This window comes from Pseudomonas sp. FP2294 (genome assembly GCF_030687625.1).
Taxonomy (GTDB): domain Bacteria; phylum Pseudomonadota; class Gammaproteobacteria; order Pseudomonadales; family Pseudomonadaceae; genus Aquipseudomonas; species Aquipseudomonas shahriarae.
The window spans coordinates 5,232,459-5,246,668 of sequence record NZ_CP117441.1 but is presented as its reverse complement, the minus strand read 5'-3'; the positions used below and the strand labels follow the sequence as shown (position 1 = coordinate 5,246,668).

Annotated in this window: 11 protein-coding genes and 4 tRNA genes; all 15 read left to right on the top strand. The window is 55.5% G+C overall.

The window, feature by feature from the left end; all coding sequences use genetic code 11:
* Positions 1-4 precede the first annotated feature (4 nt).
* The 15 genes from PSH73_RS23680 to rpsG all read left to right on the top strand — a co-directional run bounded on the left by PSH73_RS23680 (position 5) and on the right by rpsG (position 14,190).
* On the top strand, positions 5-451 hold the full coding sequence (locus PSH73_RS23680; RefSeq protein WP_057960766.1) for a hypothetical protein: 447 nt from the start codon (positions 5-7) through the stop codon (positions 449-451).
* Positions 452-593: 142 nt separating this feature from the next.
* A tRNA-Tyr gene (locus PSH73_RS23675) sits at positions 594-678 on the top strand.
* Between the two features lie 24 nt (positions 679-702).
* Positions 703-776 (top strand) — tRNA-Gly (locus PSH73_RS23670).
* Between the two features lie 26 nt (positions 777-802).
* Positions 803-878 (top strand) — tRNA-Thr (locus PSH73_RS23665).
* 158 nt (positions 879-1,036) lie between these two features.
* Positions 1,037-1,112: transfer RNA gene (locus PSH73_RS23660), tRNA-Trp, on the top strand.
* Between the two features lie 45 nt (positions 1,113-1,157).
* Complete coding sequence (gene secE, locus PSH73_RS23655) at positions 1,158-1,526, top strand: preprotein translocase subunit SecE (protein WP_029299242.1); 369 nt, start codon at positions 1,158-1,160, stop codon at positions 1,524-1,526.
* A 9-nt stretch (positions 1,527-1,535) separates the two neighbouring features.
* Positions 1,536-2,069, top strand: coding sequence for a transcription termination/antitermination protein NusG (gene nusG / locus PSH73_RS23650; protein WP_003176436.1), 534 nt, complete (start codon positions 1,536-1,538; stop codon positions 2,067-2,069).
* 117 nt (positions 2,070-2,186) lie between these two features.
* A complete protein-coding gene (rplK, locus tag PSH73_RS23645; protein ID WP_003210097.1) occupies positions 2,187-2,618 on the top strand; it encodes a 50S ribosomal protein L11 in 432 nt (143 codons plus the stop codon).
* Positions 2,618-3,313 carry a 50S ribosomal protein L1 gene (gene rplA, locus PSH73_RS23640; protein WP_003176434.1) on the top strand — a complete coding sequence of 232 codons (696 nt, stop codon included), beginning with the start codon at positions 2,618-2,620 and terminating at the stop codon, positions 3,311-3,313. The genes rplK and rplA overlap by 1 nt, the downstream gene beginning before the upstream one ends.
* Positions 3,314-3,512: 199 nt before the next feature.
* Positions 3,513-4,013, top strand: a complete 501-nt coding sequence (rplJ, locus tag PSH73_RS23635) for a 50S ribosomal protein L10 (protein ID WP_003176433.1) — start codon at positions 3,513-3,515, stop codon at positions 4,011-4,013.
* A 78-nt stretch (positions 4,014-4,091) separates the two neighbouring features.
* Entirely contained in the window at positions 4,092-4,457 is a 366-nt protein-coding gene (gene rplL, locus PSH73_RS23630; protein ID WP_003210093.1) for a 50S ribosomal protein L7/L12, read from the top strand.
* Between the two features lie 219 nt (positions 4,458-4,676).
* The gene (gene rpoB / locus PSH73_RS23625) at positions 4,677-8,750 is read left to right on the top strand and encodes a DNA-directed RNA polymerase subunit beta (RefSeq protein WP_053138310.1); all 4,074 of its coding nucleotides are present in this window, start codon (positions 4,677-4,679) and stop codon (positions 8,748-8,750) included.
* A gap of 64 nt (positions 8,751-8,814) precedes the next feature.
* Positions 8,815-13,014, top strand: a complete 4,200-nt coding sequence (gene rpoC / locus PSH73_RS23620) for a DNA-directed RNA polymerase subunit beta' (RefSeq protein WP_057960765.1) — start codon at positions 8,815-8,817, stop codon at positions 13,012-13,014.
* Between the two features lie 216 nt (positions 13,015-13,230).
* Positions 13,231-13,602 carry a 30S ribosomal protein S12 gene (rpsL, locus tag PSH73_RS23615; protein ID WP_002555494.1) on the top strand — a complete coding sequence of 124 codons (372 nt, stop codon included), beginning with the start codon at positions 13,231-13,233 and terminating at the stop codon, positions 13,600-13,602.
* Positions 13,603-13,719: 117 nt separating this feature from the next.
* A complete protein-coding gene (gene rpsG, locus PSH73_RS23610) occupies positions 13,720-14,190 on the top strand; it encodes a 30S ribosomal protein S7 (protein ID WP_002555493.1) in 471 nt (156 codons plus the stop codon).
* Positions 14,191-14,210 lie beyond the last annotated feature (20 nt).

Here is a 14,210-nt window from a genome sequence, read left to right as displayed (position 1 = left end):
TTTTATGCGTTGGTTGTTTCTGTTGCTGCTGGTCCTCAATGTTTTTTATTACGTCTGGCACCAGCAAGAGGCTCCGCTGCGTGCAAAGGATGTCACTCCGTTGGCGCTGTACCGGGGCTCCCAGCAAGATATTCAGCTGCTGAGCGAGTCGGCGGACTCTGTGTCGCGGCGTGACAAGGCCAAGGCTCCGGAGGCGCCTGCTGGCTGCTTGTATATCGGAGGGTTTTCGAGTCATGAGCAAGCGCAGTTCCTGGAGCAGCGGCTTATCAGTCTGGATATCAGGGTCCGGATCCAGTCGTTGGTCTCAGCGGGTGCGCCTTCTTTCTGGTTGCGTGTAGCGCCTGAAAGCCGCCGCCTGGCTGACGATCTGCCTTTTGAAAGCCTTGCTAATGAATTCAATGAGTTAAAACATAAAATAATGCCGTGCGAAGGCATTGCAACTGTCGAATAGTTTGCATAGAATGGCGCCCGCTCCACAGTGATGACCCTCTTGGGAAGTTGGTGTGAAGCGATCGTCACGCAGCTAACCTCATATTTTTTATGAGAAAATGCTTGACAGAAGGTCGGCGTAATGTAAAATGCCGGCTCGCTTAGGAGGGGTTCCCGAGCGGCCAAAGGGATCAGACTGTAAATCTGACGTCTACGACTTCGAAGGTTCGAATCCTTCCCCCTCCACCATTTTTAGCGTGAGCTGCAAGCTCCGCGGGTATAGTTTAGTGGTAGAACCTCAGCCTTCCAAGCTGATGATGCGGGTTCGATTCCCGCTACCCGCTCCAAGTTTGCAGGTTGTGCAAAGTGTTTCGCTCTTGTAGCTCAGTTGGTAGAGCACACCCTTGGTAAGGGTGAGGTCAGCGGTTCAAATCCGCTCAAGAGCTCCATATAACAAGGCAGATATGAAAATATCTGCCTTTGTTTTAACAGCTGCCTCGGCTTGATGTTGTTTTGCCTGGTGTTATCGGGTTGTTTCAAGTCTATTGGGGTTGGTTGTTGTAAAGTCTTTTTCAGGCCTGCATAATGGTCGGCCTGATTTTGTTTTAGGTCAGTAGCTCAATTGGCAGAGCGACGGTCTCCAAAACCGTAGGTTGGGGGTTCGATTCCCTCCTGACCTGCCAGATTCACGTGGTGTATCTGGCTTTCTTTTCACAGGATCTTCATAGATGACTCCTAAGGCTGAAGCTCAAAGCTCTCGTTTCGATCTGGTTAAGTGGCTCGCTGTCGTCGCTTTGGTGGTCGTAGGCGTTGTTGGCAATCAGTATTATTCTGCTTCGCCGATCCTGTACCGCGTACTCGTATTGCTCGCTCTTGCTGCTGTGGCCGTTTTCATTGGTCTGCAGACAGTAAAGGGTAAGTCTTTCGCTGTGCTGGTAAAGGAAGCTCGCACCGAAATACGTAAAGTCGTTTGGCCAACTCGCCAAGAAACCACGCAGACCACGCTGATTGTTGTGGCTGTTGTTCTGGTTATGGCGTTGCTGTTGTGGGGTCTTGATTCCCTGCTCGGCTGGCTTGTTTCCTTGATTGTTGGCTAAGGGTGTCCCGTGGCTAAGCGTTGGTACGTTGTGCATGCTTACTCGGGTTACGAGAAGCATGTCATGCGCTCTTTGCTAGAGCGCGTAAAGCTGGCAGGCATGGAAGATGGCTTCGGCGAAATTCTGGTTCCCACTGAAGAAGTGGTTGAAATGCGTAATGGCCAGAAACGCAAAAGCGAGCGCAAGTTCTTCCCTGGCTACGTGCTGGTACAGATGGACATGAATGAGGGTACTTGGCACTTGGTCAAGGACACTCCTCGCGTCATGGGCTTCATCGGCGGTACCGCTGATAAGCCTGCACCGATCACTGACAAGGAAGCAGAAGCGATTCTGCGTCGTGTTGCTGACGGTAGCGACAAGCCAAAGCCGAAGACGTTGTTCGAGCCGGGTGAGGTTGTTCGTGTCACTGATGGTCCGTTTGCTGATTTCAACGGTACTGTCGAAGAAGTTAACTACGAAAAGAGCCGGATCCAAGTGGCGGTGCTCATTTTCGGTCGCTCTACTCCGGTAGAGTTGGAGTTCAGCCAGGTCGAAAAGGTCTAGCTGACAAAGCATCCCAACCCCGCAGCCTTAGGCTGTGGGGTTTTGTCGTCACTGGGATAAACGCGCAAGTAACCGGGGAGCCTTTCGAGGCGCTTGAACCCGTAATTGGAGTGCCTCATGGCCAAGAAGATTACCGCTTACATCAAGCTGCAAGTGAAGGCCGCTCAGGCCAACCCTAGCCCACCCGTCGGTCCAGCTCTGGGTCAGCACGGCGTGAACATCATGGAATTCTGCAAGGCCTTCAACGCCCGTACCCAGGGTATTGAGCCAGGTCTGCCGACTCCAGTGATCATCACTGTATACAGCGACCGTAGCTTCACTTTCGAAACCAAGTCGACCCCGGCTTCGGTTCTGTTGAAGAAAGCTGCTGGTTTGACTAGCGGTTCCGCTCGTCCGAACACCGTTAAGGTTGGCACCGTAACTCGTGCTCAGCTGGAAGAAATCGCGAAAACCAAAAACGCGGATCTGACTGCAGCTGATATGGATGCAGCCGTGCGTACCATCGCCGGTTCTGCTCGTAGCATGGGCCTTAACGTGGAGGGTGTGTAATGGCTAAGCTGACCAAGCGCCAAAAGGCTATCGCCGGCAAAATCGAAGCGGGCAAGTCCTACAACTTTGTAGATGCTGCTGCTCTGCTGACCGAGCTGTCGACTGTCAAGTTCAGCGAGTCCGTTGACGTTGCTGTAAACCTGGGTGTTGACCCACGTAAATCCGACCAGGTCGTTCGTAGCGCTACTGTGCTGCCACACGGTACTGGCAAGACTGTACGTGTTGCTGTCTTCACCCAAGGCCCGGCAGCTGAAGCTGCTCTGGCCGCTGGCGCTGATCGCGTTGGCATGGACGACCTGGCTGCCGAAATGAAAGGCGGCGACCTGAACTATGACGTAGTTATTGCTTCCCCGGATGCAATGCGCGTTGTAGGTCAGTTGGGTCAGATCCTGGGTCCACGTGGTCTGATGCCTAACCCGAAAGTCGGTACCGTAACTCCAGACGTAGCTACCGCGGTTAAAAACGCCAAGGCTGGTCAGGTTCGTTATCGCACCGACAAAAACGGCATCATTCACACTTCCGTTGGCAAGGTCGGCTTCGACGCCGTCAAGCTGAAGGAAAACGTTGAAGCCCTGATCGCTGATCTGAAGCGTATCAAGCCAGCTTCTTCGAAAGGTATCTACGTCAAGCGCGTTACCCTGAGCACCACTATGGGCCCAGGTCTGGTCATCGACCAGGGTTCGCTGGACGTATAAGACACAGGTTGGCGCGAGTGATTGCGCCAATTGAAAAATTGGGGTCCCTGCCTGGCGGGGGCTATCCAAGACCGTAGGCGACGCAAGTCTTAAACCATCAAGCCTACGCAGATGGTGCTCCCGGTTCCTTACCGAATCAGACACCAAAACGACATCCGGCCTAGGCCAGATGAAACGGTAACAAGCAGGAGTTAAACCCGTGGCAATTAATCTCGAAGACAAGAAGGCCATCGTCGCTGAAGTCAACGAGGCTGCCAAAGCTGCTCTGTCCGCTGTCGTGGCTGATGCCCGTGGTGTGACAGTAGGCGCTATGACCGGACTCCGTAAAGAGGCTCGTGAAGCTGGCGTATACGTACGTGTTGTACGTAACACCCTGCTCAAGCGCGCTGTTGCTGACACTGAATACAGTGTCCTCAACGACGTGTTCACCGGCCCGACTCTGATCGCGTTCTCCAAGGACCATCCAGGCGCTGCTGCCCGTTTGTTCAAGGAATTCGCCAAGAGTCAGGATAAGTTCGAGATCAAGGCAGCTGCGTTCGAGGGCAAGTTCCTCGCAGCTAACCAAATCGACGTACTGGCAACACTGCCGACCCGTAACGAAGCTATTTCGCAGCTGATGAGCGTGATTCAAGGCGCTACCAGCAAGCTGGCTCGTACTCTGGCCGCAGTTCGCGAGCAAAAAGAAGCTGCAGCAGCCTAAGGCTGAGCAACGTCTCTCGCGTTTTTTTGTTTATTTCGATGGCCGCGTAGGCCGTCCCCCAATTCAGGAAATACAGCAATGTCTATCTCCCAAGACGATATCCTCAACGCCGTAGCTGAAATGTCGGTTCTGCAGGTTGTTGAGCTGATCAAAGCTTTCGAAGAAAAATTCGGCGTTTCCGCTGCCGCTGCTTCCGCTGGCCCAGCTGTTGCTGCTGTTGCTGCTGAAGAGCAAACCGAATTCAACGTCATGCTGCTGGAAGCTGGCGAGAAGAAAGTAAACGTGATCAAGGCAGTACGTGAACTGACCGGTCTGGGCCTGAAAGAAGCCAAGGCTGTAGTTGACGGCGCTCCTGCCCAGGTTCTGGAAGCTGTGTCCAAAGACGCTGCTGACAAAGCCAAAGCAGTACTGGAAGAAGCAGGCGCTAAAGTCGAGCTGAAGTAAGCATCGACCTTGCGTTTCCAGCCCAAGCGTTAAGCTGAAGGCTGATGGCTGGTGGCTCTTGCCACCGGCCTTTTTCCGTTCTTGGCTGTCGACTCGGTCGCCGCCACTAACGCGCTGTAGCCACCCGATGCGGTGGTGCAAACCAAGGGGTTTGCAAGATTTTCTGGCTGCTCCCGTCGGGGGGGCCAAACAAGCAGGTGACCAAGCTGGGGAACGCTGATGGCTTACTCATATACTGAGAAAAAACGTATCCGCAAGGACTTTAGCAAGTTGCCGGACGTCATGGATGTCCCGTACCTTCTGGCTATCCAGCTGGATTCGTATCGTGAATTCTTGCAGGCGGGAGCGACCAAAGATCAGTTCCGCGACGTGGGCCTGCATGCGGCCTTCAAATCCGTTTTCCCGATCATCAGCTACTCCGGCAATGCTGCGCTGGAGTACGTCGGTTATCGCCTGGGCGAACCGGCATTTGATGTCAAAGAATGCGTGTTGCGCGGTGTTACGTACGCCGTACCTTTGCGGGTAAAAGTTCGTCTGATCATTTTCGACAAAGAATCGTCGAACAAAGCGATCAAGGACATCAAAGAGCAAGAAGTCTACATGGGCGAAATCCCATTGATGACTGAGAACGGTACCTTCGTTATCAACGGTACCGAGCGTGTAATCGTTTCCCAGCTGCACCGTTCCCCGGGCGTGTTCTTCGACCACGACCGCGGCAAGACGCACAGCTCCGGTAAGCTCCTGTACTCCGCGCGGATCATTCCGTACCGTGGTTCGTGGTTGGACTTCGAGTTCGACCCTAAAGACTGCGTGTTCGTGCGTATCGACCGTCGTCGCAAGCTGCCGGCCTCGGTACTGCTGCGCGCGCTCGGCTATACCACTGAGCAAGTGCTGGACGCTTTCTACACCACCAACGTATTCAGCCTGAAGGATGAAACCCTCAGCCTGGAACTGATTGCTTCGCGTCTGCGTGGTGAAATTGCCGTCCTGGACATCCAGGATGAGAAGGGCAAGGTCATTGTTGAGGCTGGCCGTCGTATTACTGCGCGCCACATCAACCAGATCGAAAAAGCCGGTATCAAGTCGCTGGACGTGCCTCTGGACTACGTCCTGGGCCGCACTACCGCCAAGGTTATCGTTCACCCGGCGACAGGCGAGATCCTGGCTGAGTGCAACACCGAGCTGAACACCGAGATCCTGGCAAAAATCGCCAAGGCCCAGGTTGTTCGCATCGAGACCCTGTACACCAACGATATCGACTGCGGTCCGTTCGTCTCCGACACCCTGAAGATCGATTCCACCAGCAACCAATTGGAAGCGCTGGTCGAAATCTATCGCATGATGCGTCCAGGCGAGCCACCAACCAAAGACGCTGCCGAAACCCTGTTCAACAACCTGTTCTTCAGCCCTGAGCGCTATGACCTGTCTGCGGTCGGCCGGATGAAGTTCAACCGTCGTATCGGTCGTACCGAGATCGAAGGTTCGGGCGTGCTGTGCAAGGAAGACATCGTTGCGGTCCTGAAGACTCTGGTCGACATCCGTAACGGTAAAGGCATCGTCGATGACATCGACCACCTGGGTAACCGTCGTGTTCGCTGCGTAGGCGAAATGGCCGAGAACCAGTTCCGCGTTGGCCTGGTACGTGTTGAGCGTGCGGTCAAAGAGCGTCTGTCGATGGCCGAAAGCGAAGGCCTGATGCCGCAAGACCTGATCAACGCCAAGCCAGTGGCTGCGGCGGTGAAAGAGTTCTTCGGCTCCAGCCAGCTTTCGCAGTTCATGGACCAGAACAACCCGCTCTCCGAGATCACCCACAAGCGCCGTGTTTCTGCACTGGGCCCGGGCGGTCTGACCCGTGAGCGTGCTGGCTTTGAAGTTCGTGACGTACACCCGACGCACTACGGTCGTGTTTGCCCGATCGAAACGCCGGAAGGTCCGAACATCGGTCTGATCAACTCCCTGGCTGCCTATGCGCGCACCAACCAGTACGGCTTCCTCGAGAGCCCGTACCGCGTGGTGAAAGACGCCCTGGTCACCGACGAGATCGTCTTCCTGTCCGCCATCGAAGAAGCTGATCACGTGATCGCTCAGGCTTCGGCCACGATGAACGACAAGAAAGTCCTGATCGACGAGCTGGTAGCTGTTCGTCACTTGAACGAGTTCACCGTCAAGGCGCCGGAAGACGTCACCTTGATGGACGTATCGCCCAAGCAGGTAGTTTCGGTTGCAGCATCGCTGATCCCGTTCCTGGAACACGATGACGCCAACCGTGCGTTGATGGGTTCCAACATGCAGCGTCAAGCTGTACCGACCCTGCGCGCTGACAAGCCGCTGGTAGGTACCGGCATGGAGCGTAACGTAGCCCGTGACTCCGGCGTTTGCGTCGTGGCTCGTCGTGGCGGCGTGATCGACTCTGTTGATGCCAGCCGTATCGTGGTTCGTGTTGCCGATGACGAAGTTGAAACTGGCGAAGCCGGTGTCGACATCTACAACCTGACCAAATACACCCGCTCGAACCAGAACACCTGCATCAACCAGCGTCCGCTGGTGCGTAAGGGTGATCGCGTTCAGCGTAGCGACATCATGGCCGACGGTCCGTCCACCGATATGGGTGAGTTGGCTCTGGGTCAGAACATGCGCATCGCGTTCATGGCGTGGAACGGCTTCAACTTCGAAGACTCCATCTGCCTGTCCGAGCGTGTTGTTCAAGAAGACCGTTTCACCACGATCCACATCCAGGAACTGACCTGTGTGGCACGTGACACCAAGCTTGGGCCAGAGGAAATCACTGCAGACATCCCGAACGTGGGTGAAGCTGCGCTGAACAAGCTGGACGAAGCCGGTATCGTTTACGTAGGTGCTGAAGTTGGCGCTGGCGACATCCTGGTCGGTAAGGTCACTCCGAAAGGCGAGACCCAGCTGACTCCGGAAGAGAAGCTGCTGCGTGCCATCTTCGGCGAAAAAGCCAGCGACGTTAAAGACACCTCCCTGCGCGTACCTACTGGTACCAAGGGTACTGTCATCGACGTACAGGTCTTCACCCGTGACGGCGTCGAGCGTGATGCTCGTGCACTGTCCATCGAGAAGACTCAACTCGACGAAATCCGCAAGGATTTGAACGAAGAGTTCCGGATCGTTGAAGGCGCGACCTTCGAACGTCTGCGTTCTGCCCTGGTAGGCCACAAGGCTGAAGGCGGCGCAGGTCTGAAGAAAGGTCAGGATATCACCGACGAAATCCTCGACGGTCTTGAGCACGGCCAGTGGTTCAAACTGCGCATGGCTGAAGATGCTCTGAACGAGCAGCTCGAGAAGGCCCAGGCCTACATCGTTGATCGCCGCCGTCTGCTGGACGACAAGTTCGAAGACAAGAAGCGCAAACTGCAGCAGGGCGATGACCTGGCTCCAGGCGTGCTGAAAATCGTCAAGGTTTACCTGGCAATCCGTCGTCGCATTCAGCCGGGCGACAAGATGGCCGGTCGTCACGGTAACAAAGGTGTGGTCTCCGTGATCATGCCGGTTGAAGACATGCCGCACGATGCCAATGGCACCCCGGTCGACGTCGTCCTCAACCCGTTGGGCGTACCTTCGCGTATGAACGTTGGTCAGATCCTTGAAACCCACCTGGGCCTCGCGGCTAAAGGTCTGGGCGAGAAGATCAACCGTATGATCGAAGAGCAGCGCAAGGTCGCAGACCTGCGTAAGTTCCTGCACGAGATCTACAACGAGATCGGCGGCCGCAAAGAAGAGCTGGACACTTTCTCCGACCAGGAAATCCTGGATCTGGCGAAAAACCTGCGCGGCGGCGTTCCAATGGCTACCCCGGTGTTCGACGGTGCCAAGGAAAGCGAAATCAAGGCCATGCTGAAACTGGCAGACCTGCCAGAAAGCGGCCAGATGCAGCTGTTCGACGGCCGTACCGGCAACAAGTTCGAGCGCCCGGTTACTGTTGGCTACATGTACATGCTGAAGCTGAACCACTTGGTAGACGACAAGATGCACGCTCGTTCTACCGGTTCGTACAGCCTGGTTACCCAGCAGCCGCTGGGTGGTAAGGCTCAGTTCGGTGGTCAGCGTTTCGGGGAGATGGAGGTCTGGGCACTGGAAGCATACGGTGCTGCATACACTCTGCAAGAAATGCTCACAGTGAAGTCGGACGATGTGAACGGTCGTACCAAGATGTACAAAAACATCGTGGACGGCGATCACCGTATGGAGCCGGGCATGCCCGAGTCTTTCAACGTGTTGATCAAAGAAATTCGTTCCCTCGGCATCGATATCGATCTGGAAACCGAATAACACGTGACGCGAATCGAGAGCGGGGCAGTGATGCCCGCTCTCTGCTCCGCCAGGAGGAAAGGCCTTGAAAGACCTACTGAATTTGCTGAAAAACCAGGGTCAAGTCGAAGAGTTCGACGCCATCCGTATTGGATTGGCATCGCCTGAGATGATCCGTTCGTGGTCGTTCGGTGAAGTTAAAAAGCCGGAAACCATCAACTACCGTACGTTCAAACCTGAGCGTGACGGCCTGTTCTGCGCCAAGATCTTTGGCCCGGTAAAGGATTACGAGTGCCTGTGCGGTAAGTACAAGCGCTTGAAGCACCGTGGTGTGATCTGCGAGAAGTGCGGCGTTGAAGTTGCACTGGCCAAGGTTCGTCGTGAGCGCATGGCGCACATCGAGCTGGCTTCGCCGGTTGCCCACATCTGGTTCCTGAAATCGCTGCCGTCCCGTATCGGCTTGCTGATGGACATGACCCTGCGTGATATCGAGCGCGTTCTCTACTTCGAGAGCTATGTCGTTATCGACCCAGGCATGACCACCCTTGAAAAAGGTCAGCTGCTCAACGACGAGCAGTACTTCGAAGCGCTGGAAGAGTTCGGCGACGATTTCGATGCCCGCATGGGTGCCGAAGCTGTCCGCGAACTGCTGCACGCTATCGACCTGGAGCACGAGATTGGCCGCCTGCGTGAAGAAATTCCGCAAACCAACTCCGAAACCAAGATCAAGAAGCTGTCCAAGCGTCTGAAGTTGATGGAAGCCTTCCAGGGTTCCGGCAACCTCCCAGAGTGGATGGTGCTGACTGTTCTGCCGGTTCTGCCGCCAGACCTGCGTCCGCTGGTACCGTTGGACGGTGGTCGTTTCGCGACGTCCGACCTCAACGACCTGTACCGCCGCGTGATCAACCGTAACAACCGCTTGAAGCGCCTGCTTGATCTGTCCGCTCCGGACATCATCGTGCGCAACGAAAAGCGTATGTTGCAAGAAGCGGTCGACGCCTTGCTCGACAACGGTCGTCGTGGCCGCGCTATTACCGGTTCCAACAAGCGTCCTCTGAAATCCCTGGCTGACATGATCAAGGGTAAGCAAGGTCGTTTCCGTCAGAACTTGCTCGGTAAGCGTGTTGACTACTCCGGTCGTTCGGTAATTACCGTAGGCCCGACCCTGCGTCTGCACCAGTGCGGTCTGCCTAAGAAGATGGCGCTTGAGCTGTTCAAGCCGTTCATCTTCGGCAAGCTGGAAATGCGCGGTCTCGCGACCACCATCAAAGCGGCCAAGAAAATGGTCGAGCGCGAACTGCCAGAGGTTTGGGACGTTCTCGCTGAAGTGATTCGCGAACACCCGGTCCTCCTCAACCGTGCACCGACCCTTCACCGTCTGGGTATCCAGGCGTTTGAACCGGTACTGATCGAAGGTAAGGCTATCCAGCTGCACCCTCTGGTCTGTGCTGCGTACAACGCCGACTTCGACGGCGACCAAATGGCCGTGCACGTACCGCTGACACTGGAAGCCCAGTTGGAAGCGCGTGCGTTGATGATGTCGACCAACAACATTCTGTCGCCAGCCAACGGTGAGCCAATCATCGTTCCGTCGCAGGACGTTGTATTGGGTCTGTACTACATGACCCGTGAAGCGATCAACGCCAAGGGCGAAGGTCGTGTGTTCGCTGACCTGCAAGAAGTTGACCGTGTGTTCCGTGCCGGCGAAGCCGCACTGCACGCCAAGGTCAAAGTGCGCATTCACGAAACCGTCAACGACCGTGACGGCGGCAGCGTGAGCAACACCCGTATCGTCGACACCACTGTCGGCCGTGCGCTGTTGTACCAGGTTGTGCCAAAAGGTCTGTCGTACGACGTCGTCAACCTGCCGATGAAGAAAAAGGCGATCTCCAAGCTGATCAACCAGTGCTACCGCGTGGTTGGTCTGAAAGAGACCGTGATCTTCGCTGACCAGTTGATGTACACCGGTTTTGCTTATTCGACCATTTCCGGCGTTTCCATCGGTGTTAACGACTTCGTTATCCCGGATGAAAAAGCCCGCATCATCAGTGCTGCTACTGACGAAGTGAAAGAGATCGAGAGCCAGTACGCCTCCGGCCTGGTAACCCAGGGCGAGAAGTACAACAAAGTGATCGACCTTTGGTCCAAGGCCAACGACGAAGTGTCCAAGGCAATGATGGCCAACCTCTCGAAAGAGAAGGTTATCGACCGTCATGGCGTGGAAGTCGATCAAGAGTCTTTCAACTCGATGTACATGATGGCCGACTCGGGCGCACGGGGTTCTGCTGCGCAGATCCGTCAGCTCGCCGGTATGCGTGGCCTGATGGCCAAGCCGGACGGTTCCATCATCGAAACGCCGATTACTGCGAACTTCCGTGAAGGTTTGAGCGTACTTCAGTACTTCATCTCTACTCACGGTGCTCGTAAAGGTCTGGCGGATACCGCGTTGAAAACCGCTAACTCCGGTTACCTGACTCGTCGTCTGGTAGACGTTGCACAAGATCTGGTTGTAACCGAGATCGATTGCGGCACCGAGCACGGCCTGCTGATGACTCCGCACATTGAAGGCGGTGACGTTGTAGAGCCGCTGGGTGAGCGCGTATTGGGTCGTGTTATTGCCCGTGACGTGTTCAAGCCAGGTACCGAGGAAGTTATCGTTCCTGCCGGCACCCTGGTGGATGAGAAGTGGGTCGAGTTCATCGAACTCAACAGCATCGACGAAGTGATTGTTCGCTCGCCGATCAGCTGCGAAACCCGCTACGGTATCTGCGCCAAGTGCTACGGCCGTGACTTGGCTCGTGGCCACCAGGTGAACATCGGTGAAGCGGTCGGCGTTATCGCTGCCCAGTCCATCGGTGAGCCGGGTACCCAGCTGACCATGCGTACGTTCCACATCGGTGGTGCGGCAAGCCGGACCTCCGCAGCCGACAGCGTTCAGGTGAAGAATGGCGGTACTGTCCGTCTGCACAACCTGAAACACGTTGAGCGAGTGGATGGCCACCTGGTTGCTGTGTCCCGTTCCGGTGAGCTGGCGATTGCTGATGACTTCGGTCGTGAGCGTGAGCGTTACAAGCTGCCGTACGGTGCTGTGATTTCGGTTAAAGAAGGTGACAAGGTCGACGCTGGCGCAATCGTGGCCAAGTGGGATCCGCACACTCACCCAATCGTTACCGAAATGAAAGGTACCGTGACCTACGTGGGCATGGAAGAAGGCATCACGATCAAGCGTCAGACTGACGAATTGACCGGTATGACCAACATTGAAGTACTCGACGCCAAAGATCGTCCAGCTGCCGGTAAAGACATCCGTCCTGCCGTGAAGATGGTCGATGACAACGGCAAGGATCTGTTGCTGCCAGGCACTGACGTTATCGCTCAGTACTTCCTGCCAGCCAACGCCCTGGTCGGTGTAGCGGATGGTGCGAAGATCGCGATCGGTGATGTTATCGCGCGTATCCCGCAAGAAACTTCGAAGACCCGTGACATCACCGGTGGTCTGCCGCGTGTTGCCGACTTGTTCGAAGCTCGTCGTCCGAAAGAAGCGTCGATCCTGGCTGAAGTCAGCGGCACCATCGCGTTCGGTAAAGAGACCAAGGGCAAGCGCCGTCTGGTCATTACCCCGAACGACGGTAGCGATCCGTATGAAGAGCTGATTCCGAAGTGGCGTCACCTGAACGTGTTCGAAGGCGAGCAGGTAAACCGCGGCGAAGTTATCTCCGACGGTCCGAGCGATCCACACGACATCCTGCGTCTGCTGGGTGTGAGTGCGCTGGCCAAGTACATCGTTAACGAGATCCAGGACGTTTACCGTCTGCAAGGCGTGAAGATCAACGATAAACACATCGAGACCATCCTGCGTCAGATGCTGCGTAAAGTTGAAATCGCTGAATCCGGCGATTCGAGTTTCATCAAGGGCGACCAGATGGAACTGACTCACGTACTGGTAGAAAACGAGCGTCTGGCAACCGAAGAGAAATTTGTTTCCAAGTTCACTCGCGTGTTGCTGGGTATCACCAAGGCGTCGTTGTCCACTGAGTCGTTCATCTCGGCGGCCTCCTTCCAGGAGACCACTCGCGTACTGACCGAAGCAGCGGTAACCGGCAAGCGCGATTACCTGCGCGGCCTGAAAGAAAACGTGGTTGTGGGTCGACTGATCCCGGCCGGTACCGGCTTGGCCTACCACAGCGAGCGTAAGCGTCGCCGTGAACTCGACAAGCCGCTGCGCGTAAGCGCCAGTGAAGTGGAAGCTGCACTGACCGAAGCGCTGAACTCTAGCGGTAACTGAGTTCTGCGATAAATAAGTCCGGGCCCTGGCAGCCCCGTTCGTCGGAACAAGACAGTTTTGTCGGGTTTCGATGGAGGGGGAGGTCGGGGCCTTGCCTTGACTGGGGGCAAGATCCTCTTTAGACTCTTGTACCCCTAAATTTGGCGGGAATTCGTTCCTGCCATTTTGCTTTTCTTGCAAGACAATAGCGTCGCAAGACAACAGTGGAGCTAGTAGATGGCAACTATCAACCAGCTGGTACGTCAGCCGCGTAAGCGTATCGTCGAGAAATCCGACGTACCTGCGCTGCAGAACTGCCCGCAACGTCGTGGCGTATGCACTCGCGTGTATACCACTACGCCGAAAAAACCTAACTCGGCACTGCGTAAAGTATGCCGTGTGCGCCTGACCAACGGTTTCGAGGTTTCCTCGTACATCGGTGGTGAAGGTCACAACCTGCAAGAGCACAGCGTGGTACTGATCCGCGGCGGTCGTGTAAAAGACTTGCCAGGTGTTCGTTACCACACCGTACGCGGCTCCTTGGATACTTCCGGCGTTAAAGGTCGTAACCAGGGTCGTTCGAAGTACGGTACCAAGAAGCCTAAGTAGTAGCGGCTTTTTGTAAACTGAATCATCTTATTTTCTGAGTCGATAAGAGTAAGGTCGGAGGCGTCCCGCAAGGGCACCGATTCCGAACGAACCTGAAGACCGTTTGAGGGCTTATCCATGCCAAGAAGACGCGTAGCAGCCAAGCGCGAAGTGCTTGACGATCCAAAATACGGAAGCCAAATTCTGGCCAAGTTCATGAACCACGTGATGGAAAGCGGCAAGAAAGCCGTTGCCGAGCGTATCGTTTATGGCGCGCTGGAAAAGGTTAAAGAACGCAAGAACAGCGACCCCCTGGAAATCTTCGAGAAAGCTCTCGACGCCATCGCTCCGCTGGTCGAAGTGAAGTCGCGCCGTGTAGGCGGTGCTACTTACCAGGTTCCGGTCGAAGTTCGTCCGTCCCGTCGTAACGCCCTGGCAATGCGCTGGTTGGTAGACTTCGCCCGTAAGCGCGGCGAGAAGTCTATGGCTCTGCGTTTGGCCGGCGAGCTGTTGGACGCTGCTGAAGGTAAAGGTGCTGCTGTTAAGAAGCGTGAAGACGTGCACCGTATGGCTGAAGCTAACAAAGCTTTCTCGCACTACCGCTTCTAATCTTAGCTTCACTAATTTTG